At 70.5% G+C, this 23,885-nt stretch carries 19 protein-coding genes and 2 pseudogenes; 7 read left to right on the forward strand and 14 right to left on the reverse strand.

Translation table 11 applies throughout. The annotated features are described in order from the left end of the window. From BLW84_RS37150 to BLW84_RS37165, 4 genes and pseudogenes are all read right to left on the reverse strand, one after another. The coding region (locus BLW84_RS37150; protein ID WP_143061233.1) for a DUF222 domain-containing protein at positions 1-477 on the reverse strand (477 nt) is incomplete at its 3' end. A gap of 568 nt (positions 478-1,045) precedes the next feature. Continuing rightward, positions 1,046-1,812 (reverse strand): annotated as a pseudogene (locus tag BLW84_RS37155) (MFS transporter); the annotation flags it as partial. An 18-nt stretch (positions 1,813-1,830) separates the two neighbouring features. After that, positions 1,831-2,460 carry a TetR/AcrR family transcriptional regulator gene (locus tag BLW84_RS37160; RefSeq protein ID WP_177226897.1) on the reverse strand — a complete coding sequence of 210 codons (630 nt, stop codon included), beginning with the start codon at positions 2,458-2,460 and terminating at the stop codon, positions 1,831-1,833. Then, entirely contained in the window at positions 2,457-3,377 is a 921-nt protein-coding gene (locus BLW84_RS37165; RefSeq protein ID WP_093275543.1) for an alpha/beta fold hydrolase, read from the reverse strand. Before BLW84_RS37165 ends, BLW84_RS37160 begins: the two co-directional genes overlap by 4 nt. A gap of 47 nt (positions 3,378-3,424) precedes the next feature. On the opposite strand from BLW84_RS37165, the gene BLW84_RS37170 reads away from it, so the two are divergent. After that, positions 3,425-3,799, forward strand: coding sequence for a hypothetical protein (locus BLW84_RS37170; protein WP_143061234.1), 375 nt, complete (start codon positions 3,425-3,427; stop codon positions 3,797-3,799). Further along, complete coding sequence (locus BLW84_RS37175) at positions 3,796-5,331, forward strand: multicopper oxidase family protein (RefSeq protein WP_093275641.1); 1,536 nt, start codon at positions 3,796-3,798, stop codon at positions 5,329-5,331. The genes BLW84_RS37170 and BLW84_RS37175 overlap by 4 nt, the downstream gene beginning before the upstream one ends. Here BLW84_RS37175 and BLW84_RS37180 read toward each other — a convergent pair. Beyond that, positions 5,332-5,643, reverse strand: a pseudogene (locus BLW84_RS37180) (TetR/AcrR family transcriptional regulator); the annotation flags it as partial. Here BLW84_RS37180 and BLW84_RS37185 point away from each other — a divergent pair. Beyond that, the gene (locus tag BLW84_RS37185) at positions 5,641-5,781 is read left to right on the forward strand and encodes a hypothetical protein (protein ID WP_425441810.1); all 141 of its coding nucleotides are present in this window, start codon (positions 5,641-5,643) and stop codon (positions 5,779-5,781) included. The pseudogene BLW84_RS37180 and the gene BLW84_RS37185 sit on opposite strands and share 3 nt — an antisense overlap. 138 nt (positions 5,782-5,919) lie before the next feature. Here BLW84_RS37185 and BLW84_RS37190 read toward each other — a convergent pair whose 3' ends face one another. From BLW84_RS37190 to BLW84_RS48015, 4 genes are all read right to left on the reverse strand, one after another. Then, positions 5,920-6,948 (reverse strand): alcohol dehydrogenase catalytic domain-containing protein, encoded by a 1,029-nt coding sequence (locus BLW84_RS37190; protein WP_093275643.1) that lies wholly within the window; start codon positions 6,946-6,948, stop codon positions 5,920-5,922. A 656-nt stretch (positions 6,949-7,604) separates the two neighbouring features. Then, positions 7,605-10,172, reverse strand: coding sequence for a class IV lanthionine synthetase LanL (gene lanL, locus BLW84_RS37195; protein WP_093275548.1), 2,568 nt, complete (start codon positions 10,170-10,172; stop codon positions 7,605-7,607). 81 nt (positions 10,173-10,253) lie between these two features. Next, positions 10,254-10,421, reverse strand: coding sequence for a hypothetical protein (locus BLW84_RS48010; RefSeq protein ID WP_165968589.1), 168 nt, complete (start codon positions 10,419-10,421; stop codon positions 10,254-10,256). A 105-nt stretch (positions 10,422-10,526) separates the two neighbouring features. Then, positions 10,527-10,697 (reverse strand): SflA family class IV lanthipeptide, encoded by a 171-nt coding sequence (locus BLW84_RS48015; protein WP_177226899.1) that lies wholly within the window; start codon positions 10,695-10,697, stop codon positions 10,527-10,529. Positions 10,698-10,957: 260 nt separating this feature from the next. Between BLW84_RS48015 and BLW84_RS37200 the strand changes: the two genes are divergently transcribed. The 3 genes from BLW84_RS37200 to lysX all read left to right on the forward strand — a co-directional run bounded on the left by BLW84_RS37200 (position 10,958) and on the right by lysX (position 17,283). Beyond that, on the forward strand, positions 10,958-12,886 hold the full coding sequence (locus tag BLW84_RS37200) for an ABC transporter ATP-binding protein (protein ID WP_245761655.1): 1,929 nt from the start codon (positions 10,958-10,960) through the stop codon (positions 12,884-12,886). Positions 12,887-12,939: 53 nt separating this feature from the next. Further along, positions 12,940-13,794 (forward strand): MauE/DoxX family redox-associated membrane protein, encoded by an 855-nt coding sequence (locus tag BLW84_RS37205; protein WP_093275551.1) that lies wholly within the window; start codon positions 12,940-12,942, stop codon positions 13,792-13,794. Positions 13,795-14,028: 234 nt separating this feature from the next. Continuing rightward, complete coding sequence (gene lysX / locus BLW84_RS37210) at positions 14,029-17,283, forward strand: bifunctional lysylphosphatidylglycerol synthetase/lysine--tRNA ligase LysX (RefSeq protein ID WP_425441811.1); 3,255 nt, start codon at positions 14,029-14,031, stop codon at positions 17,281-17,283. Here lysX and BLW84_RS37215 read toward each other — a convergent pair. After that, positions 17,255-18,382, reverse strand: a complete 1,128-nt coding sequence (locus tag BLW84_RS37215) for an alpha/beta hydrolase (protein ID WP_245761656.1) — start codon at positions 18,380-18,382, stop codon at positions 17,255-17,257. The two genes, lysX and BLW84_RS37215, sit on opposite strands and share 29 nt — an antisense overlap. A 157-nt stretch (positions 18,383-18,539) precedes the next feature. Here BLW84_RS37215 and BLW84_RS37220 point away from each other — a divergent pair, with 157 nt between their 5' ends. Next, entirely contained in the window at positions 18,540-19,622 is a 1,083-nt protein-coding gene (locus tag BLW84_RS37220; protein WP_093275555.1) for an alpha/beta hydrolase, read from the forward strand. A gap of 1 nt (position 19,623) precedes the next feature. Here BLW84_RS37220 and BLW84_RS37225 read toward each other — a convergent pair whose 3' ends face one another. The 4 genes from BLW84_RS37225 to BLW84_RS37240 are packed head-to-tail and all read right to left on the reverse strand — an operon-like array spanning position 19,624 to position 23,884. Continuing rightward, entirely contained in the window at positions 19,624-20,607 is a 984-nt protein-coding gene (locus BLW84_RS37225) for a CobW family GTP-binding protein (RefSeq protein WP_093275557.1), read from the reverse strand. Beyond that, entirely contained in the window at positions 20,604-21,980 is a 1,377-nt protein-coding gene (locus tag BLW84_RS37230; protein ID WP_093275559.1) for a UbiD family decarboxylase, read from the reverse strand. The genes BLW84_RS37225 and BLW84_RS37230 overlap by 4 nt, the downstream gene beginning before the upstream one ends. Before the next feature lie 10 nt (positions 21,981-21,990). Then, positions 21,991-22,566 (reverse strand): UbiX family flavin prenyltransferase, encoded by a 576-nt coding sequence (locus BLW84_RS37235; RefSeq protein WP_093275561.1) that lies wholly within the window; start codon positions 22,564-22,566, stop codon positions 21,991-21,993. After that, the gene (locus tag BLW84_RS37240) at positions 22,559-23,884 is read right to left on the reverse strand and encodes a nucleobase:cation symporter-2 family protein (protein ID WP_093275564.1); all 1,326 of its coding nucleotides are present in this window, start codon (positions 23,882-23,884) and stop codon (positions 22,559-22,561) included. The genes BLW84_RS37235 and BLW84_RS37240 overlap by 8 nt, the downstream gene beginning before the upstream one ends. Position 23,885: the final 1 nt, after the last annotated feature.

Below are 23,885 nucleotides of genomic sequence, written 5' to 3' on the forward strand. Positions count from 1 at the left end.
TGACATCGTCCGCGCATACCCGGCGAGAGTTGCCTCGACTTCGGCGACTTGGTGGCAGCGGGCGTAGTCGGGTAGGCGTCGGATGCCGTTGACGATGACACGCGCGTGGTCCAGCCCGATCGCGCCCTCAGACAATGCGGCGGCGGTGTCGGGCATGTCGGGCGGCATCGTCTCGCCATACAAGCTCCGCCGGTCCTCGACGTTACGGGCCACTGTCACGCGGGTTTTCGCGTCACGCGGGTCGATGTTGAGTAGTCCTTGCAGCCAGACTTGTAGTGATCGGGCGGTGGTGTCGGTGTGGATGGCGCGGTGGTCGGCTTCGGCGATGCATTGCAGCTGTTCCCACATCAGCACCCGCATCTCCTTCTCCAGCTCGTGGATGCGGGCCGCGAGTTCAGTATCGGTGCATGACACCACGGACTGTGCGGGCGGCGTGGCCTGCACGGTCGAGTCCTGGGTGTTCAGTAGCGGTGTCATGCCACAATTGTCCCGAACTCGAACTTGTGTTCGCACGTTTTTTTGGTCGCTTGATCAGGTGAAACCCACGGCCAAGGCTGCAAATATCGCCCCATGTCAAGGAAAAGGGTCACGACACGCCGAAGGCGACCCCATCCACAGTCAAACGGCCAGCTGCCAGGGGAGTTGGAGACATGCCCAACGGATGCGATCACAGCACAGGACGAGAGTGAAAACCGGTTGCACGGCAAGCGAAAAGGAGACCAAGAACGAAACCCGCCAACGGATCAACCCGAAACGGAACCCCCACCAGCCCCAGCCAACCCGAAAAACCCCACCCCGCGACGCAAGCCGCGAACGAGCCAGCCCACTCCGGGCCATCCCCGCGATACAAAGCCGAACCGGGGCTGCGTTCCGGATGTCAAGCCTGAAACCCCGAAGGGGCGGCCGCAAGGCCGGGCTTGACCTCCGGAACGCAGCCCGCACCCTCCACTGATCGCGGGGATGGCCCCAAAAGATGCGGAACCCCCAAAGGCCCCAACCCCCACCCCAAAAAGAACAGCCCCCGAGAACCACCCAGAGAACCCACTCACCCAACCCCAACCCCCGACGGCCGACCCGAAGCCAACCCCAAATCCTCGGTAGGAACGCGATAGGTCTCCCGCCCGGTGGCGACGGCAACGGCGTTCAGCACGCAAAGCCCACCGGTGAACAGCGCCACGTTCGCCCACCCGTCCCGGCCACCACCGATGGCCTCGGCGATGCTAGGCGCGAACCCGGCCAGTGCGAACCCGATCTGCGTGCCGATGGCCATGCCGGACAGCCGAACCCGAGCGGGGAACATCTCCCCGTAGAACGCGGGCCAGATCCCGTTGGTAGCGCTGTAAACGACGCCGAACATCAGGATCCCGATCGCGAAGATCAGCCAGTAGTCGCCGAGCGACAGCGACCACAGGTACGCCGCCATCAGCACGGCGCATCCCAGTGACCCGCCGATGAGCACCGGCTTGCGCCCAATCCGGTCGGCCAGCTTCGCCCACAGCGGGATGGCGAACAGCGCCGCGACGTTGGCCGGCACACCGACCCACAGGATCGGCGTCTTCGCCGGTCCGACGGCGCGTGCTCCAGCGACATCGAGTTCGCGCCCGCTTGTTCGCCGGCCGCCGAGAAGCCCTATATCAGGCGCAGCGTCACCAGCAGGGCGGGCGCGGCCACGCCGATCTGGTGGTACGTCGGCAGGCAGCCGACCGGCACCGTCGACACGCCCATCAGCAGCACCGTGGAGACCAGCGCCCGCTTGCGGCCGAAGACGTCGCCGATGTGGCCCAGTACGAAGGCGCCCACCGGCCGGGCGAGGGTCGACGAGGCGCGTGGTCAGCGGCGGGCGAAGCCGTCGAGCAGTGCGGTCACCCCGAGATCGAAGTGTGCATCGATCCGCGCGCCGTCCGCGCTGCTGGCGAGGAGGTTGTACTCGGGCGAGTCGGGGGCCGGCTTGCGGCTGCGCCGGGCCCCGCCGAGCTTGACCACGGCGATGCCGAGCGCGTGCCCCACGGTGAATTCGCGCAGGCAACGCATCAACTGCAGGGCCAGTTCGGGGGCGAAGCCCGCGTCGCGCAGGATGATGATCATCCGCTCGCCGGTGTCGATCGAGGCGGCCGAGCGGACCGGCCGGGTGGCGAAGATCGAGACGGCGTGTGGATGTTCCAGCAGGACGTCCCGCATGTGCCGTGAGAACTGCTCGCAGAGCTCGCGCCACGGGCCCTGCCACGGCAGCGCATTCACGTCCAGCTCGTCGAACAGCGCCTCGGCGATCCCGTCGAAGAGCGCTTCCTGGTCGGTGAAGTACCGGTAGACCGCCATCGGATCCACGCCGAGCTCGGCGCCGAGCTTGCGCATGGAGAACTTGTCCAGTCCGTTGCGGTCGATCAGTGCCAGCGCCACGGCGGCGATGTAGTCGCGGCTCAGGGTCGGCCGGGTCGGCCTGGCGTTTCCGGTCTTGCTCACCTGCGGCGTCCTCCTCCTGCTGCGGCCGCGAACTCCTCCAGGATCGCAGTCAGCCGCGCGGCGAACTCGCTCGGCTCCTGCTGGTACGCGGCGTGACCGCCGGGGAGTTCCGCGCATCGGACGCCGAGCTGTTCGGCGAGCACGCGCGCCGGGCGTTCGTAGAACTCGCCCGTGCTGCCGATGCCGACCGCGAAGCACCACGGCGCGCTCGTGCCGCGCAACGCGTCGAGGTCGGGCTCGTAGTTGATCGCCACCGGCATCTCGTGCTTCAGGAGCCACTCGGCGTTGCCGATGATCCGCTGCATGCCTCCCGGTTCGCGGCCGCGCCCGTGCTGCACCGCCTCGATCAGTGCGAGCGCGGGCCGCAGCGGGGCTGCAACCAGGGCTCGGCCGATTCGCGAGGTGAACAGTCGTGCCCCGGTTCCGGGCATGATCATCGAGGCGAAGCGGAGCCAGCCCTGCAGGACGCCTTCCTCGTCGGTGATCCGGCCGACTTCCCGGAGCTTCGCGGCCTGCTCGGCCCAGTCCGGGAGCACGCGGATGATCGGCGGCTCGTGCACGACGGCTCCGAGGAGCCGATCGCTGTGGTGGGCCAGGAGGTCCAGGGCGATGATCCCGCTTGCGCTGGTGCCGAAGACGTAGGCGCGGTCGATGCCGTGGTGGTCCAGCACGGTGACGACGTCGGCCGCCTGCTGCGTCAACGAGAACGGCGTCTCGGACCTGCTGCGCGAGTTGCCGCGCCGGTCGAGCGTGATCACGGTGTACCGCTCGGCGAGCAGCGGGGCGACGGCCTCGAACATCTCGGCATCTCCGCCGCCGCCGGGGACGAGCACCAGCGTCGGCCCGTGCCCGCTGCGCTCGGTGTGCAGCACGGAATCGGCCGCGGGAACCCGGCTGATCTGCGTCGTTTCTGGCATGAAGACCTCCCGTGTCTACGATGTAGATTCTGTCTACACTGTAGAACATGAAGAACCGAACAGGTCGCTGGTGGGGATTCCGGGTCCTGATTACCGCGACGAGCGCGGCTTACGTGTTGCAGGCGGTGCTGGCGGGTCAGTTCCTCTCCGGGACCTACGCCTCGCTGGGCTGGCACCAGATCACCGCTACGGGCGCCGACGTTCTGCTGGTCTGTGCGATTGCGGTCGCCGTGTTCCTGCGCTGGCCGGGCAAGGGGGAGTGGTGGCCGCTGCTGGCATCGGCCGGGTTGTTCCTCGCGGCGCAGGCGCAGACGGCCACCGGCGCGGCGCGGCTGCTGACGCTGCACATCCCGCTGGCCGTGGTGATCACGGTCGCCGCCGTCGCCGTGGCGGTGTTCGCGTGGCGGGCTCCGGCCGCATGAGCGGGCGGATCTCCAGGCGGTCCTTGCTGCTGGGCACCGGGGCCGCCGTGCTGGCCGGTGGGGTCGGGGTGCCCTTGGGGCTGGGCATCGGCGGCTCCAGCTCGACCGGAACGCTGCTGCGCAGCGAACTGCCGCTGCCGCCGCCGTTCCAGCGTCCGCTGGTAGTCCCCCCGGTGCTCAAGCCGGTGCGCTCGACGGCCGGCGAAGACTTCTACGAGATGACCCAGCGCGTGGCGGACGTCGAGATCCTGCCCGGCGTGCGCACGCAGATCTGGGGCTACGAAGGGATCTTCCCCGGTCCGACCGTCATCTCCAGACGCGGCCGGAAGACGATCGTGCGGCACCGCAACGAGCTACCGGTGCCGACGGTCGTGCACCTGCACGGCGGGCGTACGGCACCAGAACACGACGGCTACCCAACAGATCTCGTGCTGCCGCGCGGCTGGCAGCACCACGGACAGCACGGCGGCGACCTGAGGGTCGGCGAGCGGACCTACGAGTACGACGCGGACCAGCGCGCGGCGACGTTGTGGTACCACGACCACCGCATGGACTTCACCGCGCCGAACGTCTGGCGCGGGCTGGCCGGTCTGCACCTGGTCGCCGACGATGCGGAGCGCGTGCTCGAACTCCCCGACGGCGACCGCGACGTGCCGCTGATGATCTGCGACCGGTCCTTCGCGGCGGACGGCTCACTGGCCTATCCCAGCGTCGATCCCGAGTTGGTCGCGCCGCCCGGGGTGCATCCGCCGTACGAGGCGGGCGTGCTTGGTGACGTGCTGCTGGTGAACGGAATCCCCTGGCCGGCAATGGAAGTGGACGCCGTCCGCTACCGCTTCCGGCTGCTCAACGCCTCCAACGCCCGGCGCTACCGGCTCCGCCTGGACCCGCCTGCGCCGCTGGTGCAGATCGGCTCCGATGGTGGGCTGCTCGAAAGGCCGGTGACGCACCAGCACCTCGACATGGCCCCGGCCGAGCGCTTCGAGATCGTCGTCGACTTCGGCGCCTACCCGGTGGGGCAGCGGGTGCGGCTGGTCAACGATTTCGGCGACGGAAGCACCGGCCAGGTCATGGAGTTCCGGGTGGCACGCACCGCGGCCGACCCCAGCCGCGTGCCGGACCGGCTGAGCGAGATCCCGCGGCTGGACCCGGCGGCCGCCAAGACCGTGCGCGACGTGGTGCTCCAGTCGAAGGCCATCGGGCAGGTGCACGGCTGGACCATCAACGGCGAGCCGTTCTCCCCGGACCACGACCACGCCGAACCCCGGTTCGGCGACGTGGAGATCTGGAACCTCTACGGCGACTTCCACCATCCCGTGCACCTGCATCTGGTGCACTTCCAGGTGCTGGGGCGCGGCAACGACGGGCCGGGGCAGTTCGACGCCGGGTGGAAGGACACGCTGGACCTGAGGCCCGCCGAAAGGGCCCAGATCATCACCAGGTTCGACGGTCACCGCGGTCGGTACGTCTTCCACTGCCACAACCTCGAACACGAGGACATGATGATGATGGGCAACTTCTCGGTGCGGTGATCAGCGCGTCGTGAGGTAGTCGGGCACCAGATCGCCGAGCATCTTGCGGTAGTGGTCGCCGCGGGCCGGGTCGAGCATGTCGCGCTTGAAGATCGCCTGGAACGTGTAGCGGTTCGCGGTGCGGAAGACGCAGAACGAGCTGATCACCATGTGCACGTCCAGGGGGTCGGCGTCCATGCGGAACTGCCCGGCCGCCTGGCCGCGCTCCAGGATGCGGCCCAGCACGTCCACCGCCGGGGTCGCCAGGCCGGGCAGCAGCTCGGACTTGGCGAGGTGCTCGGCGCGGTGGATGTTCTCGATGCTGACCAGGTGCACGCCACGCCAACCGGGATGGCTGCGCACCCCGGTCTGCCGGTGCCCGCCGAGCTGCTGCGCCCCGGGCTGTGGGTGGCCAACGTCGTCTACCTGCCGCTGGAGACCGAGCTCGTCCTCGCCGCGATCGGCGGCTGACGCCTCCGGAAGGTTTGCCGGAGTGGAGTGAACGGCCTGTTCGCCTCGTCTAGTGAGGCGAACAGGCCGTTCACCCCAACATCATCGGGATCAGGTGAGGGCGTCGAACTCGCCGGCTTTGACGCCCTGTCACCGGGTTTACTGGTTCGTACTGGTCGTAAGGACCATGCGGAAGCGGGCCTCGCCGGCCATCATCTTCGCGTACGCATCCCCGGCCTTCTCCAGCGGAACGGTCTCGATCATCGAGTGGATGTCGTGCGCGCGGGCGAAAGCGACGTTGTCCTCGTTGTCGCTCGGAGTGCCGGTCAGCGAGCCGACGATCGAGCGGCCACCGAAGATGAGGGTGGGGGTCAGGACCTCGACCGGATCCATTGAGGCGCCGACGACCACGAGCTGGCCGCGGACAGCGAGTCCCGCGACCAGCGGTGACATGGAGCCGGCGTGGCTGGCGGTAGCAAGGATGACCTTGGCACCCCCCAGCGCCTGAAGCGCCTGCGCCGGGTCGACCTCGGCGGAGTCGATGTGGTGGTGCGCCCCGAGTTCGAGCGCCAGATCCTTCTTCCCCTGCCCGCGGGAGATCGCGGCCACCCGGAAGCCCATGGCGCGGGCGTACTGGATCCCGAGGTGTCCGAGACCGCCGATGCCCTGGACGGCGACGAGGTCGCCGGCGCGCGCGGCCGACGTCCGGAGTGCGTGGTGGACGGTGAGGCCCGCGCACATCAACGGGGCCAGCTCGGCCGCGGGTGCGTCATCGGGCACCGCGACCAGACCCGAGGCGCGTGCGGTGACGTACTCGGCGTATCCGCCGTCCTGGCTGTTGCCCAGCACCGGCTGGTCGGTGCAGTAGACGAAGTCTCCGCGGCGGCACATCTGGCACTCGCCGCAGTGCCCGCCGAGGTAGCTGAGCCCGACCCGCTGCCCGATGCTCCAACCGGAGACATCATCACCAACGGCGTCGATGCGGCCGACGATCTCATGCCCAGGCACGACGGGTACGCCGGTCGGCCGCGTGCTGGTCAGGTTCAAGATTCCGATCGAGTCGCCGTTGCAGACCCCGCACGCCTCGACGGCGATCCGGACCTCTCCCGCCCCTGGCTCCCGGAGCTCTCGCTCGCTGAGGGTGAACCCACCGTCAGCGGTCGCCTCGATGGCGCGATAGGTGCTCATGCATTCCTCCGTTTTCGTTGCCGACTGTTGCTGGAAATGACCGGTCATCTTGCCGGTGGGCTGCCCGACCCTGACTGTGAAGAACCCGGTGAAACCCTGGTCGTGTCGATCGACGCGTGCGCTGATCAACGTGCCTTCCCGGGCGTTCAGAATGAATTCGGCGCGTAGGTCCGCAGCTGTGTCCGCGCGTACCGCGTCCTCCTGCTGCGCCTGCCGGATGACCTCGGCGATGGCTGCCCGCCATCGTCCGAGGCCAGCAGCGAGGCAGGCGTGTGCGATCAGGCGTTCACGTCAGGCACGCTCGCGCCCCGCTGGGGCCTGCCAGGTCGCGTCCGATCGTCGTCCGTGCGAATCGCGACGCGTACCTGATCCACGTGCCACCTCCAGTTGGGGCAAAGAACTGGGCTGAATGTGCCGGTTCGCTCGCAGCTATGCATCCGCCGACTGGCGGAGAAGCCCGGCTGGCCCGGGCGCGACCGGACGGACTGCCGGAGCGCTGCTGGCCGAGCCGTATTGCGATGAACGGTTCGTCTCACTGGATGAACTCGTGGGTGTCGCCGCTGGAGTCCGTGCGCACCAGTACTTTCCCGCCAACCCGGCCTATACAGCAGCCCAAAGCACGCACGTACGTAGCCCCGAGCGGAACAGACGCCCGATCACACCGGCGGGGTCCAGGCCGTGGTCCACAGGCGAGCTCCTTCGCGGTGGTGCAGGCGGCGCAGGAACGACAGGACTCCCGACGTGCCGGTCGACCACGGGGCGCTGGCCGCCTCCAGGGAGTTGTCCGGGAAGTCGGGCTTGCTGAAGTCCCCGCCGCTGCGGGCCAGCATGTGCACCGCGATTTCTTCTGCTCCTAGCCAGAATTCCTCGTCCTCGGTGGCGATCGCCAGGTCGATCATCGCCTCGCCGATCCCGGCCAGGCCGCAGCACTGCGACACCACCCACGCCTGCGGTGCCAGGCCGAGGCAGGCTCGGGCGCCTTCCTTCGCCAGCGCCCAGTACCGGTCGTCGTCCCAGTGCTGCGCCGCCGACACGAGCGCCGAGACGACGCCCGACATGCCCTGGCACCACGACGCCGCCATCGGCCGCGCCGGTGGGCGCCGCAGGACCTCGATCAGGCCCGCCACCTCGTCCGCGAGCGAGGAGAACCGCCGCGCCGCTTCGGCTTCCGCCTCCGGGTGGCCGGTGTGCTGGTGGTGGGCGAGGAGGAACTGCGCGATTCCCGCGCTGCCGTGGGCGAATCCGGCTTCCAGCGCGACACCGGTGTCCGCCGCGGCCGGGACCGCGTCCTCGGTGGCGCGAGTCTCGCCGCCGAGCAGCCGCCGCACGCATTCGTCGACCTGCGCCAGGTGTCCGGCGTCCGGCTCCAGGGCGTGCAAGACCAGGTGGCCCGAGCCGATTCCGGCGACGCCGTGGATGTAGTCGCCGCGCTCGTCGGCGGCGAGCTCGATCGGTTTGGACACCGGCAGATCCGGTGCCGCCCGGCGGGCGGTCGACAGGAAGATCTCCGTTCCAGTGCGGCCGAAGTACATCGCGGCCGGCAGCTTCGCCGGTGGCGTCGCGGCGATCGTCCAGCGCGCCAGCTCCAGCCCGGCGGCCACGCCCCGCGGATGGTGTAGCAGCTCCAGGCCGAGGCCGGCGGAACCGCTGTAGACGTTCGTCTTCGGCGGCCCCGAGCGGCCGACGTCGGTCGGCGACGCCGCCATTCGCTCCGCCGCGTCGATGCACTCCTGGATCGTGTGCTCCAGCACCGATTCGAGCAGATCCCCGGTGAGTTTCGGCGCCACGTGGCGGGAACCGCGCCGGGTGCGGCGACCGGCTCGGAGGTCGGCGAAAGCCACCGTGCGCTCGGCCGGATCGAGGCTGATCAGCCCGGGCAGCAGGGCGCGCACCCCCGTCGCGCCCGGGTAAAGGCGTTCCAGGCACAGCAGCGAGCGTTCGAGGTTCCGCGCCGGGTCCTGGTCGACGCCGATCGGGTTGATGCCGGTGGCGGCGAAGAACAGGGTGGCGCCCAGGGAGAAGTAGTCGTCCGCCGGTTCCGCCTGCCGGTCGGTGTGCTGATCCGGCACGCTGTAGCCGCGGGTCCAGCCGTGCAGCTGGAAACCGTCGTAGTAGCTGTTGCCGAAGTCGATGAGCGTGCAGCGGCCGTCGTCGTCGAGCACCACGTTCTTCGGCGACAGGTCCCGGATCACCACGCCCCGCTCGTGCACGGCGGCGAGGATCTCGGCCAGCCGCGCGGCGAGCACGCCCAGGTCACGGTCCGCGCTGGTGGCGTCGTCGAAGAACCGGGTCCGTTCGCCGACGTACCGGTTCAGGTCGAGGGTGCCGGCGTCGGTGGTGACCAGGTACTCGTCCTCGCCGTGCCGGAAGTGGTCGAGCAGCCCGGGCACGCCGTCCACCCCGTCCAGGGCTTGCAGGATGCGCCGCTCGTTGCGCAGCTGCATGCGCAGGTCGATGCCGTTGATGTTCTCCCCGACGTAGGCGCGGGCTTCCTTGACCACCACCGGTCGGCCGTCGGGATCCACGGCGCGGTAGACGTTTCCGCGCGGTCCGCGCAGGACTCCCGAGGTGAGCGTGTACCGCCCGCCGAGCACGCTCGGCCGCTCTGTCGCCGGCTGCGCGGCCGGTTCCGGTTCGGGCTCCGGGCGGAACGGGTCGCTAGCCCACGGCGGGCAGCTGAACTCGGCGCCCGCGGCGCCCGGCTCCACCTCGCCGTCCGGGCCGATCACCACGAGCTCGAAGTCGCCGTTCTCGTCGACGCGGTACTGCGGCCGGAACGGCGCGAAGCGGTAGTACACCGGCGCGTCCGGCCGGATGCGCCGGTCGCTGGTGATGCGCGGGCCGGTCATCCCGGCGAGCGCCTCGGCCAGCAGGTTTCCCAGCCGCACCAGGGTGTCCTGCGGCGGGTAGACGGTCATCGCCTTGCCGACCGTCGCCGGGTCGACGTCGCCGGAGTTGAGCTCGTGCAGCACCCGCCGGGAGCGCGCGACCTTGAAGTCGCAGTCCCAGGCCAGCAGCAGCGGCAGCGCCCGGTCGAGCGTCTCGGCGAGCGTGCCCGGGCGCGCGGAGATGTGCAGCTTCCAGCCCTGGTCCGGCACCGCGATGCCGGGTTTCCGCACGCTCACCCAGGTTTCGTCGACGGCCACCTCCCTGCCGTCGCGTTCCGCCGCCTCCGCCAGCCGATCCCGCACGGTGGTGTCCGAATCGGTCGCCGTCGTCTCCATGCTGTGCCGCTCCCTGGTCGAATCCGATCTGCGCGGCGGCGGGAGAACCCGGAGGTCCTCCCGCCGCCTGTTCACCGAGGCTCAGACGAGCGTCTGGCAGCAGGGCCACAAGGTGCACACCGTGCGCTTGCAGGTGTCCGCGCATCCCTGTGCGCCGTGCAGGACCTTCATGTCGCCTTCGAAGGCGACCGAGATTCCCTCGATTTCGATGATTCCGGCGTCCCGGGGTTCCAGTCCGAGCGTGGGCATCAGCCTGACTCCTTTCGTGGTTGTCGGATTTCGGCGATCGCCGAATTACCGTTTTTCCCGCAGTTAGCGGGAAACCACCCCCCCGGAGTTGCTTTTCAGCAGACGTCAGATGATCGACGGGCAGCAGGGGAAGCTGCTGCAGACGGTGCGCTTGCAGGTGTTCACGCACGCCTGCGGTCCGTGCAGGACCTCCTTGAGGTCGATCTCGAAGTCGACCGAAATGTCTTCGATTTCAACGGTTCCCGCGTCGCGGGGCTCCAGCAGCAAGGTGGGCATGTTCGCTCCTGACTCGTCCGCCGATCTGGCGGTACGTTCTGAGGATTCCCGGCGCGACGGTGGATTGTCGTTGCGCGCCAACGGGTTCGCTTCAGGCGTGGATGAACGGTCGAGATCCGCCGGTGTCGACGCCCTCGGCGCAATCCTCAGAATTGTTGGCACAGGACACTTCGCAGACCTAGAGCCAAACGGGGTAACAACGGAAGTTTGCGGATCGGTGTCCGCTCGTCTAACTTCTCGAACGTGATGGGGCGAAGTCGTTGTGCGGCACGCCGTTCGAGCGCCGGTCGGCGCCGATGATGTGGTGGCGGCGGGAAACACCCGAACCGGTTGATCTCGTCGCGCCCTACTGGCAGGCGCACGATTCGGAGATGCTGTCCGCCGGGCTGGGCGCGATCGCGCGGCGGCTGCCCGGCTTGGTGGGGAATGCGATCGCGGTCGCCTGGCGGGCCAGCCGGCTCGACACGGCGACGACGCTCGGGCTGAACGTGGTCGCCGGGTTCTTCACGGCGTTCGGCCTGCTGGCGACCAACGATGTGCTGGAGTCGTTGTTCGCCGCGGGCCCGACCGAGCAGCGGGTCACCGCGGCGATCCCGGCGCTGCTGCTGGTGGCCGGGGCCGCCGGGCTGCGCGCGGGGCTGATGGCCGTGGCGAGCTGGGCGCAGGAGCGGTTGAAGCCGCAGGTCGAGCGGCTGGCCGAGACGCGGCTGTTCCGGCTGACCACGCGGGTGGAGCTGACCGCGTTCGACGACGAGGAGTTCCACAACTCCATGCAGCGGGCGCGGGACAACGGCGTGCCCGACTCGGCGACGGTCGTGGAAATGACGGTCAACGTCCTCACCGGCGCGATCGGCGTGCTCTCCGGCGCGATCACGCTCGGCCTCCTGCACCCCGCGCTGATGCCGCTGCTGCTGGTCACGGCGGTGCCCGACGGCTGGGCGGCGCTGCGTTCGGCGCGGATGCGCTACGCCGCGTTCCGCCGGATCTCCACCGCGCGGCGGCGCAAGTTCATGCTCTCCGACCTAATGGCCGAGCGGCCGCCCGCGGCCGAGGTGCGGGCCTTCACGCTGCGCCGCTTCCTGCTCGCCGAGTACGACCGGATCGCCGACTACGAGCAGCGGATCGAGCTCGACGTCGCCTGGCAGCGCGCCACCACCAGGGTGTCCGGCGACCTGATGGGCGGCGTCGCGCTCGGCGCGGTGTACGCGGTGCTGGGCGCGATGCTCGCGTTCGGACTCATCCCGCTCGCGGTGGTCGGCACCGCCGTGCTGGCGATCCGGGCCAGCCAGTCGTCGCTGACGAGCCTGGTGCAGTCGGTGAACAAGCTCTACGAGGCCGGGCTCTACTTCGGTGACTACCTGGAGTTCTGCGAGCTGGCCGAGCGGCGGGTGCCGCCCGAGCGCACCTCGGCGGAACCTGGCGAATTCCGTCGCATAGCGGCGGATTCCGTGCATTTCGGGTATCCGGGCGCGGATTCGCCCGCGCTGTCCGGGGTGAGCGTCGCGGTCGAGCGCGGCGAGGTAGTCGCGCTGGTGGGGGAGAACGGTTCCGGCAAGACCACGCTGGCCAAGCTGCTGGCCGGACTGTACACACCGGACTCCGGCACGATCCGCTGGAACGCTGCGGACATCACCGCGATCGCCGGCGAGGTGCTGCGGGAGCGGATCTCGGTCATCGCGCAGGACCACACCCGCTGGCCGCTGACCGCCGAGCAGAACATCGTCATGGGCCGGGAGCGCGACGACGAGAAGCTGGCCGAGGCGGCCCGCGCCGCCGGGGCGGACGAGGTCGTCGCCCGGCTCGTCCACGGCTACGACACCCTGCTGGACCGCCGGTTCCACGGCGGGCACGACCTCTCCGGCGGGCAGTGGCAGCGGATCGCGATCGCCCGCGCCTTCTATCGCGACGCGGACCTGATGATCTTCGATGAGCCGACCTCGGCGCTGGACCCGCGCGCGGAGCACGCGTTGTTCGAACGCATCCGCGAGCACGCCGAGGGCCGCACGGTCGTGCTGATCTCGCACCGGCTCTCCAGCGTGCGCTACGCGGACCGGATCTACGTGCTGGACCGGGGGAAGGTCGTCGAGCAGGGCACGCACCCGGAGCTGATGTCGCTGAACGGCCGCTACGCGCAGCTCTACGAACTCCAGGCGGCCGCCTACCGAGCGGAACAACCCAGCTCTGCGTAAGGCAGGCTCGTTCTGCGTGGCGGCCCCCTGCTGCAAAGACAAGAGGTGGCTGGATGCACTGGTTCGGTTCGGCGGCGCTGGCGGTGTGCGGCGTGCTGGCGTTCGCCGCGATCGGCAAGCTGCGCAGCGTTGGCGGGTTCGCCCGGTCCATCGCCGGGTACCGGATCTTCCCGGACCGGCTGGCCCCGGTGCTGGCGCGCGTAGTGATCGCGGCCGAGCTGCTGAGCGCCGTCCTGCTGCTCCTTCCGCCGCTGCGGTTGTGGGGCGCGGTGCTGGCCGCCGGGCTGTTCGCCGCTTTCCTGATCGGCATGATCAGCGTGCTGCGGCGCGGGATGCGGGTGGACTGCGGCTGCTTCCAGGCGGGCGAAGCGATCGGTGTGGGCTCGGTCGCACGGACCGCGCTGCTGTTCGTGCTGGCCGTGCTCGCCTGCCTCGCGGGTGACGCCCCGGTCGGGCCGGTGCACGTGTTGGTGGGGGCGGTGCTGGTGGCCGCGGTGTTCGGGTTGTCCGGATTGCTGAAGGCCCCGTCGCCCGGCCCGGCGCGGGGTGCCGTGCTGGCGATCGGCGCCGATGTCGCCGCGTTCGCCGATGGCGGCGACCGCGTCCTCTTCGCCTACATCTCCCCGCTTTGCGGGCATTGCCGGCTGATGCTGCCGGAGTTCGGTGCTGCGGCGCGGAAGTTGCCCGTGGTGCTGCTGAGCAACGGTGCGCCGGATGAGGTCCGCGACTACCTGGACCGGCAGGGCGTCTCGCTGCCGCTGGTGACCGGGCCGGACGTGTTCGACGCCAACAACGTCCCGGGCCCGCCGTACGCCGTCGTCACCACCGGATCGGGCGTGGTGCTCGCGCAGGGCGGTGCGAACCGGCCGGAGCAGCTGGCGAGCCTGCTCGCCGAAGCCGGGAATTGACCGGCGGATCCGAATCGGCCGTTTGGTCCTCTGTGGGCGGACATCGCCGAAATGGGTAGCAAGATCACGGAAATTCCACCGACGTGCGGACGGGGTGGCGGCGCGCGGTGCCGCTCCGGTCGTAGATTGGGTGTCGGCGAGCGGGCCCCGATGGGCCGCGATGCCGATCCACGGCCGGGGAGGAACACGGTGGTCCAGCAGGAGGAGACCGCGCAGCGCCGGTGGCGCAGCAGGATGCCGAGCATCACCGCCGGCGCAGTGCTCGTGGTGGCGGTGCTGTGCGTGAGCTCGGCGGTCGGCCTGGCGCTTTTCGGGAACGTGCAACCGGTGCGCAGGTTCGTCGACAACGTGCTGTTCCCGGCGCCGCCGAACATCGCGTACGGCGCGTTCCTGGCGGTGCTGGCGGCCGCGCTGAAGCGCCGCAAGCGGCTCGCGCTGTGGATCCTGATCGGCATCCTGGCCCTGCAGGTGATCGGCGACATCGTGGTGCTCGTGGTGCTGGGCGACCACATCGAGGCGCTGTGGATGGACGAGCTGGGCGCCCGCTACCACGTGCCGGTCGACCACGTGTGGTTCTTCAGCACCAACATCGTCGTCTCGGCGCTGGCGTTCGTGCCGCTGTGGCTGTCGCGCGGCGAGTTCTACGGCCGCGCCAAACGCGGCAGCGGCTACCAGGCGGCGGTGGTGTTCGTGCTGCTCATCGCCGTGTTCGTGGGCCTCGGATACGTCCTGGTCTCGCTGTTCCCGGGTTCGCTGCGGGGCGCGCAGGCGCGGCTGACGTGGACCGTCGAGCGGGTGCTGGGCGGCGCGATCGACTTCAACGTCACCGGGTTCGGGCACGCGCCGGGCTGGGTCAACTTCGTCCTCGGCCTGTTCGGCACGGCCGCCCTGTTCACCGCGCTGTTCCTGCTGCTGCGCGCGCAGCGGCTCGCCGCCGCCCTGCGGCCCGAGGAGGAGCGACAGGTCCGGCGGCTGATCGCCGAGCACGGCGAACGCGATTCGCTGGGCTACTTCGCCACCCGCCGCGACAAGGCGGTGCTGTTCTCCGACAGCGGCAAGGCCGCGGTCACCTACCGGGTCGTCGCGGGCGTCTGCCTGGCCAGCGGCGATCCGCTGGGCGACGCGGAGGCCTGGCGGCCGGCGATCGAGAAGTGGCTGGCGATGTGCCGGGAGTACACCTGGACGCCGGCGGTGATGGGCGTCAGCGAACCCGGTGCCACGGCGTACGCCCGCGCCGGGATGAAGGTGCTGCAGCTCGGCGACGAGGCGGTGGTGTACGTCGCGGAGTTCGGCCTGGACGGCCGGGACATGCGCCCGGTGCGGCAGGCGGTGAGCCGGGTCGAACGGGCCGGGCACACCGCGCGCGTCCGGCGGCACCGGGAGGTGCCCGCGGCGGAGATGGCCGAGATCGCGCGGCTGGCCGAGGCCTGGCGCGACACCGAGAGCGAACGCGGCTTCTCGATGGCGCTGGGGCGGCTCGGCGACCCGCAGGACGGCGACTGCGTGCTGGTCGAGGCGGTGAGCGACCGCGGTGAACCGGTGGCGCTGCTGTCGCTGGTGCCGTGGGGCCGCAACGGGCTGTCGCTGGACCTCATGCGCCGCGACCGCGACGCGGACAACGGCGTCGTCGAGTTCATGGTCAGCTCGCTGGTGCAGGCCGCGCCGCGGCTCGGGGTGGAGCGGATCTCGCTGAACTTCGCGATGTTCCGCGCCGCCTTCGAGGAGGGCGCGCGCATCGGCGCGGGGCCGGTGCTGCGGGCCTGGCGGGGCCTGCTGCTGTTCTTCTCCCGGTGGTGGCAGCTGGAGTCGCTGTACCGGTCGAACGTCAAGTACCGGCCGCACTGGTTCCCGCGCTACGTGGCGTTCGCCGAACGGCGCGATCTGGCGCGCGTCGGCATCGCCTCGGCGATCGCGGAGGGCTTCCTGCCCGCGCCGCGTCGGGAGTCCACATCGGACGAATTGGTGGAAGTTCCGGCGCTGGAAGCGGAAAGCGAGGAGGCGCAGCGCATCGGGTCGCAACAGCAGCAGGTCCGGCGGGACAAGCTGGACGCCCTGCGCGCCGCCGGCGTCGAGCCGTATCCGGTGGCGGTGCCGCGCACCGAGCGCTGCCGGGCCGTCACCGCCCGCCACCAGGATCTCCTGCCGGACGCCAGGACGGGCGAGCAGGTCTCGGTCGCCGGGCGGGTGGTGCTGCTGCGCGACCACGGCGGCGTGTGCTTCGCGACGCTGCGGGACTTCTCCGGCGACCTGCAGATCATGCTCACCACCAAGGAGTCCGGGGCCGAGCTGCAGCAGGCGTGGCGGCAGCAGGTGGACATCGGCGACCAGGTGTCGGTGACCGGCGAGGTGGTCGCGTCGCGGCGCGGCGAGCTGTCGGTGCTGGCGGCCGACTGGCGGCTGGCGGCGAAGTGCCTGCACCCGCTGCCGGACAAGCACCGCGGCCTGGTCGATCCCGAGGCCCGGGTCCGGCAGCGCCACGTGGACCTGATCATGCGGCCGGGCGCCCGCGACGCCCTGCGCTCCCGCGGCGCTGCGGTGCACGCGCTGCGGGAAACGCTGGTGCGATCGGACTTCCTCGAAGTCGAGACGCCGATGCTGCAGCCGGTGCACGGCGGCGCGAACGCGCGGCCGTTCACCACCCACAGCAACGCCTACGACATGCGCCTGTACCTGCGGATCGCGCCCGAATTGTACCTGAAGCGGCTGTGCGTGGGCGGCGTGGAGCGGCTGTTCGAGATCGGCCGCAACTTCCGCAACGAAGGCGTGTCGCACAAGCACAACCCCGAGTTCACGATGCTGGAGGCGTACCAGGCCTTCGGCGACTACACGACGATGCGCGAGCTGTGCCGGAACCTGGTGCTCGCCGCGGCCACCGCCGCGCGCGGGGCGCCCACGGCGATCGGCCCGGACGGCGAATTCGGCCTCGACGGCGACTGGCCGGTCGTGCCGGTCAACGACGCCGTCTCGGCGGCGCTCGGCGAGGAGATCACCGCCGACACCGGGCTACCGCGCCTGCAGGAGCTCTGCGACGCGGCGTCGGTGCCGTACGAGGAGCACTGGGAGCGCGGTGCGGTGCTGCTGGAGATGTACGAGCGGCTGGTGGAGTCGCGCACCGCCGAACCCACCTTCTACACCGACTTCCCGGCCGACGTGTCGCCGCTGACCCGGCCGCACCGGGACGACCCGCGGCTGGCGGAGCGCTGGGACCTGGTCGCGTTCGGCACCGAACTCGGCACCGGCTACTCGGAGCTGGTCGACCCGATCGAGCAGCGCCGCCGGCTCACCGAGCAGTCGCTGCACGCCGCGGGCGGCGACCCGGAGGCGATGGAACTGGACGAGGACTTCCTCGCGGCCCTCGAGTACGCGATGCCGCCCACCGGTGGCCTGGGGCTGGGCGTGGACCGGCTGATCATGCTGCTCACCGGCGGCTCGATCCGGGAAACCCTGGCCTTCCCGCTGGTCAGGACGGATTTCGCGGGCCGGCGGTGAAGTTCTCGGCGGCGAAGGCCAGCAGGTAGGGCAGGCCGATGCGGGCCGTGCGCCAGGTGTGCCATTCGCCCGGTTCGGCGCGCACCGCGACCGTCGCGCCGCGCGCGGCGAGCTGGTCGCCGAGCCGGTTGGCGAGGTCGACGTCGGAGTGCGCGACGACGCCGGCGTGCAGCATCACCGCGAGCGGCTGCGTCACCTGCAGCGTCGGCAGGTACTCGCGCGGCGTGTTCGCCCGCAGCAGGTCGGGATGGCCGTCGAGCAGCGTCGTGCCGGGATCGTCGTAGGGTTCGCTCGCGAGGACCACCGAGTAGGTGTTCTGGTTGCGCAGCCCCAGGTTCAGGGCGCAGAACGCGCCGCCGCTCATGCCGCCGATCGCCCGGTCGCCCCGGTCGGGCAGGGTGCGGAACCGGGCGTCGATCTCCCGCGGCACGGTCGTCGTGAGGTAGGACTCCAGCTGCGGGCCGCCCGGCACGTTCAGGCACTCCCAGTCGGTGCCGGTGCCCGCGGTGGCGTCCACCGCGACGACGATCATCGGCCGCGTGGCGTGCGCGTCCGCCAGCGCCTGCAGGGTCTGCACCGCGCCACCGGGGCCCAGCCAGTCGTCCGGGCCGCCGCTGGGATAGCCGTGCACGAGGTACACCACCGGATACCGCTCGCCGGCGTGCGCCGGATCGTCGTAGCCCGGCGGCAGCAGCACCCTGGTCCGGCCGGTCGGCACGCCGAGCCCGGGATCGGGCAGCGAGACGTCGGCGACCCGCACGCCACCGGGCACCGGATCCGGCTCCGCCGGCGCGGCCGGTTCGGCGTCGCCGTTGCCGCCGCTGGCGAGCATCAGCAACCGTCCGAAGTCGTCGAACGACCGAACGTAGCCGACGTAGCTGTTGACGCCCGCCGCGCACGTCAGCACCGCGAGCAGAACCGGGACGAGCACGGCGATCCGGCGCATTCGCCACCGCTTGACGACCACGATCGCGCCGACGGTCAGCAGCGCGAGCGCCACCACCAGCACCACGGATTCCAGCGGGCTGCGCCCGCCCGCCTGTTCGGTGACCGAAGCGGGCAGCTGCGGTCCCGGGCCTATGCCACTAGTCAATGCCACGCGCACGGGTTCGATTATTACCCACCGGGCGAAATCACCGCGCTGATCGGCGTTTTCGGCCCTATGGTCCGGTTTTTGCGTTTCGTGCCGGGAAAATCCCGGTACGCTGGCGAGCGTCCACTTCGGTCGGTGTCGGTTTTCTGGGAGGTTGCCGGGAATGCGGTGGATTGCCGATTTCTGCGCGGATCTCTCGCTCGTCGACTGGTGGCCCCTGCGCGCGCTGCTGCTCGGCGCGGCGCTGCTGTTGCTCGTGATGCTGGGGTGGCGGTTCCGCGACCGGGCGATGCGCGCGGTGCTCATCCCGCTCGTGGTGGCGTTGTTCGCGGTGAACGCCCTGATCGGGGTGAACGCGTACTTCGGGTACTACCTGACGCTCTCCCAGGCGCTCGGCGTGGCAGGCGAGGGCCAGGGCTCGCTGGCGATGCTCAACGCCCAGGTGACACCGCCGGAGTCCGGCATGGTCGTCACCATCGACATCCCCGGGCGAGCCTCCGGATTCCAGGCGCGCCCGGCGAACGTGTACCTGCCGCCCGCGTGGTTCGCCCGGCCCCGGCCGAGGCTGCCGGTGATCGTCCTGCTGCACGGCACCCCCGGCAGCCCGGCGGACTGGCTGGACGGCGGCGAGGCGCAGCAGACCGCCGACCGCTGGGCGGCCCAGCACGGCGGCACAGCGCCGATCGTGGTGATCCCGGACGTCAACGGCGGCGCCTTCGACGACACCGAATGCGTCGACGGCGCCCGCGGCAACGCCGAGACCTACCTCACCACCGACGTGCCCCGCTTCGTCCGCAGCCGGTTCCTCGCCCGGGATCCCGGGCCGGACTGGGCGGTGGCCGGGCTCAGCGAAGGCGGCAGCTGCGCGATCATGCTCGCGTTGCGCCATCCCGGGCTGTTCGGGACGTTCGCGGACTTCGGCGGGCTGCTCGGCCCGCGCGACGGCGACGCCAACGATCCCGCAGGCACCGCGGCCGCGCTGTTCGGCGGCTCGCAGCAGGAGTTCGACGCCCACGAGCCGTCCTGGCTGCTGACCCACGGCAGGTTCCCCGGGCTGCGCGGCTTCTTCGCGGTCGGCGACGACGACCCGGAACCGCGAGCGGCCGTGCTCCGGCTCGCCGAGCTGTCCCGCCTGGCCGGGATCGACACCGAACTGCTGGTGATTCCCGGCGGCGAGCACACCTTCGACGTCTGGCGCACGGCGTTCGCCAAGGCCCTGCCCTGGATCTCCACCCGCCTGGGCTGAGCTACGAGACCTCAGCGGGAACCGGGCGGGTGCAGGCCCGGAGGCCCTCGGTGAGCATTTCGTGGTCGAGGTTGCGGCCGATGAACACGACCTTGCTGCCTCGCGCGTCCCGGCCCCACGGGTCTGCCGCGCGGAGCTCGAAGATCCGGTGGATGCCTTGCAGGACGTGGCGCCGCGCGTCGCCGCGGACCGCGACGACGCCCTTGAGCCGGTACAGGTCGTCGCCGTGCTCGGCCGTCAGCTCGGCCAGCCAGGCGCGCAGGGAGGCCTCGTCGAAGTCCTCCGCCAGCTCCACGCCGACCGAGGTCACCGCCGGGTCGTGGAAGTGCTCCTGCTCGTCCAGCCAGGCCGGGTGCACGATGCGGTTGAACGCGCCGACGCCGAGGATGTCGTCGAGGTCGACCCGCGAATAGCTGGACGTGATGATCTCGGCGGTCGCGTTGATGCCGCGCAGCCGCTCCCGCAGCGCCGCCACGCCGGCCTCGTCGACCAGGTCGACCTTGTTGAGCACCAGCCGGTCGGCGAACGCGATCTGGTCGACCGCCTGGTGGCCGACGCCGTCCGGCCCGGCCTCGTCTAGGTGCCGGTCGATGTGCTTGGCGTCGACCAGCGTCACGATCGCGTCCAGCGCGAAGTGCTCGCCGATCTCGTCGTCGACGTAGAAGGTCTGCGCCACCGGGTTCGGATCGGCCAGGCCGGTCGTCTCGATCAGCACCCGGTCGATCTTCTCCTTGCGCTCCACCAGCTTCCGCAGCGTCTCGACGAGATCCGTGCGGGCCGTGCAGCAGATGCAGCAGCCGTTGCTGAGCTCGAAGAACTGCTCGTCGGAGCGCAGCACCAGCGCGTCGTCGATCGGGATCTCGCCGAACTCGTTCTCGATGATCGCGATGCGGTGCCCGTGGTCGGCGGTGAGGATGTGGTTGACCAGCGTCGTCTTCCCGGCGCCGAGGAAGCCGGTCAGCACGGTCACGGGAATCTTGCTCATTGCGCTCCTCCTGTGGTGCCCAGCAGTCGGCGGGCGTTGGTGCGGGCGGATTCGGAGACCACGATGCGGTCGCCGGCGAAGTCGGGGCCGCGGGTCGCGTCCAGCCCCATCCGGGAGGTGGTGCCGCTGGGGTCCGACGAGGGATCCAGCGGCGATCCCGGAAGTCCGTCCACCACGAACACGTCGCGGTGCGGTTGGAAGTGCGTGGCCAACGCCCAGAGCACGTCGGCGTCGGAGGTGACGTCCACGTCGGCGTCCACGGCGACGGCCGTCTTCACGTACGGGTCCCAGCCGAGCAGCCCGAGCAGCACCTGCCGGGCCTGGCCGGGGCGCGACGGGCGCAGGGCGACGTAGCAGTGGAAGTGCGTGCCCGAGGTCGGGTAGTGCACGGCGGTGACGTCGGGGAAGCGGTCCTTGAGCTTCTCGGCGAGTTCGGATTCGCGCGGGATGCGCGCCAGGTTCAGGTGGTCCGCGGTGTTGCCGCCCTCGACGTCGACGAGCATCGCGTCCCGGCGGCGCAGCACGGTCTCCACGCGCAGCACGTTGTTGGTGGAGCGGTGCGAGGAATAGCCGGAGAACTCGCCGAACGGGCCTTCTTCGGCGTGCTGCTGCGGGTCGATGGTGCCCTCCAGCACGAAGTCCGCCCACACCGGGACGCCGATGCCGTGCCGAGGGGTGCGCACCACCTCCAGCGGCTCGCCGAACAGCCCGCCCGCCACCGCGCGTTCGTCCACATCGGACGGAACGCGGGCGGAGGCGGCGAGCATGAACAGCGGGTGCCCGCCGATGACCATCGCGACCGGCATCGGCCTGCCGAGCGCGGCGTACTTGGCCAGCAGCCGCCACAGGTCGCCGCGGGAGTGCAGGCTGGTGGCGAGCTCGGTGGGGGAGTGCACCATCGACCGGTGGTAGCTCATGTTGCCGACCCCGGTGTCCGGGTCCTCGGCGATCACGATGCCGCTGGTGATGTAGGGCGCGCGGTCGGAGGCGAAGTGCCGGAGCATCGGGACCGCCGAGAGGTCCACATCGGACGATTCGATCTCGGTGACCGGACCGGCGTTCACGACGCGCGGCGCCAGCGGCCGGGAGGCGCGTGACTGGTACGCCTCGTGCAGCCCGCCGGGCTCGACGCCGAGGATGCGGGAGATCCGCCGCCGCGAGGCGAAGACGTTGCTCACCACCGGCGTTTCCACGCCGTCGACCTTGTTGCACACCAGCATTTCATCGCGGCCGCGCGCGATGAGCTCGTAGATCAGCCCGGTGACGCCCTCCTCGGCGGACACCGGCTCGTCGATGACGAGGACGTCGTCGGGATGCGCGCGGCGGTAGTCCGCGAGGAAGGCGTGCGCGTCCTGGCGCGGGGAGAGGTTCACCGGAGGGCTCCTAGCTGTTGGCGGGTCCTTGCCAGCGGGGGAAGAGGTTGTGGTCGATGCCGAACTGGTCGAGGATCTTGCCGGTGATGTGCGCCAGCAGGTCGTCGACGGAGCTGGGCCGGTGGTAGAACGCGGGCATCGGCGGCAGCACCACCGCGCCCGCCTCGGTCGCCGCGACCATGTTGCGCAGGTGCACCAGGCTCAGCGGCGTCTCGCGGGTGACCAGCACCAGGCGGCGGCGCTCCTTCAGGCACACGTCGGCGGCGCGGGTCAGCAGGTCGTCGCTGTAGCCGTGCGCGATGCCGGCCAGCGTCTTCATCGAGCACGGCACCACGACCATGCCCATGGTGGGGAAGGAGCCGGAGGCGATGCTGTCGGCGATGTCGCCGCGCTGGTGGCACACGTCGGCCAGCGCGGCGACGTCGGCGGGCCGCAGCCCGGTCTCCAGTTCGATGGTGCGGTGCGCGGCGCGCGAGACGACCAGGTGTGTCTCGACCGCGCCGAGCTTCCGCAGGCTGGTGAGCAGGTGGATCGCCAGCTGCGGCGCGCTGGCGCCGGTCACGCCCACGACGAGTCGGTCACGCATGCTTGCCTTCCCGGAGGTGGAACAGGGCGTTGAGCACCACCGCGAGCACCGTTCCGGTGGCCACGCCGCTGTGCAGGAAGACCTGCGCGACGAACGGCAGCTGGTGGTAGAACTCCGGCGCGCCGGTGGGCACCAGGCCGATGCCCAGCGACACCATCACGACGATCAGGTTCCCCGATCGCTTGAAGTCCACTTTGGACAGGAGTTCGATGCCGGACACGGTCAGCGCGGCGAAGGTGACCACCGCGACGGCGCCGATCACCGGCTGCGGGATCGCCGCGACCAGCCGGCCGATCGGCTGGATCACGCCCAGCAGCACCAGGATCACGCCGCCCACGGCGACCGGGTACCGGCTGCGCACCTTCGTCAGGGCGATCAGGCCGATGTTCTGGCCGAAGGTGGTGTAGGCGAAGCCGCTGAAGATGCCGCTGAGCGCGGTCATCAGCCCGTCCACCCGCAGCAGCCGGCTGACCTCGGCGGGCCCGACCTCGCGGCCGACCACCTGGCCGACGGCCAGGCCTTGCCCGGACGCCTCCACGGTCAGCACCAGCACGACGATCAGGAACAGCAGGATCGACGGGATGTCGAACTGCAGCGGGCCGTAGTGGAACGGCAGCGGCACGCCGATCACCGGGCCGGCACCGACCTCGGCCAGGCTCCCGGCCCCGAACAGCCAGCCGGCGGCCGCCGCGACCACCAGCGCCAGCAGCAGCGAGATCTGACCGAGCAAACCCTTCAGGAACCGGGAGAACAGCACCACCAGCAGCACCGTGAACCCGGCGAGCAGCAGGTTGCCCGGCGCGCCGTAGCCGGGCGCGTCGGGATCCTTGCCTGCGATCAGCCGCAGCCCGACCGGGATCAGCGTCAGGCCGATCAGCGTGATGACGGTGCCGGTCACCACGGCCGGGAACAGCCGCAGCAGGCTGCCGAAGAACGGCGCCAGCAGCACCCACAGGATCCCGGCCACCAGCAGCGACCCGTAGACCGTCGGCAGTCCCTTGGTCTGGCCGATCAGGATCATCGGCACGATGCCGTTGGAGGCGGCGCCGACGACCAGCGGCATCCGGATGCCGAACTTCCACAGGCCCAGCGACTGCAGCACGGTGCCGATCCCGGCCAGCACCAGGTCGATGCACACCAGGGTGGCGATCTCGTCCTGCCCCAGGCCGAGCGCGGTGCCGACGACCATCGGCACCACGACCACCCCGGCGTACATCACCAGCACGTGCTGTAGGCCCAGCAGGATCGTGTGCCCCCACGGCGGCCGGTCGTCGACCCCCATGTCCGATGTGGACTGATCCGGTTCGTTGCGCACCATG

This window comes from Saccharopolyspora shandongensis, assembly GCF_900106995.1.
In the GTDB taxonomy this organism is placed as follows: Bacteria; Actinomycetota; Actinomycetes; order Mycobacteriales; family Pseudonocardiaceae; genus Saccharopolyspora; species Saccharopolyspora shandongensis.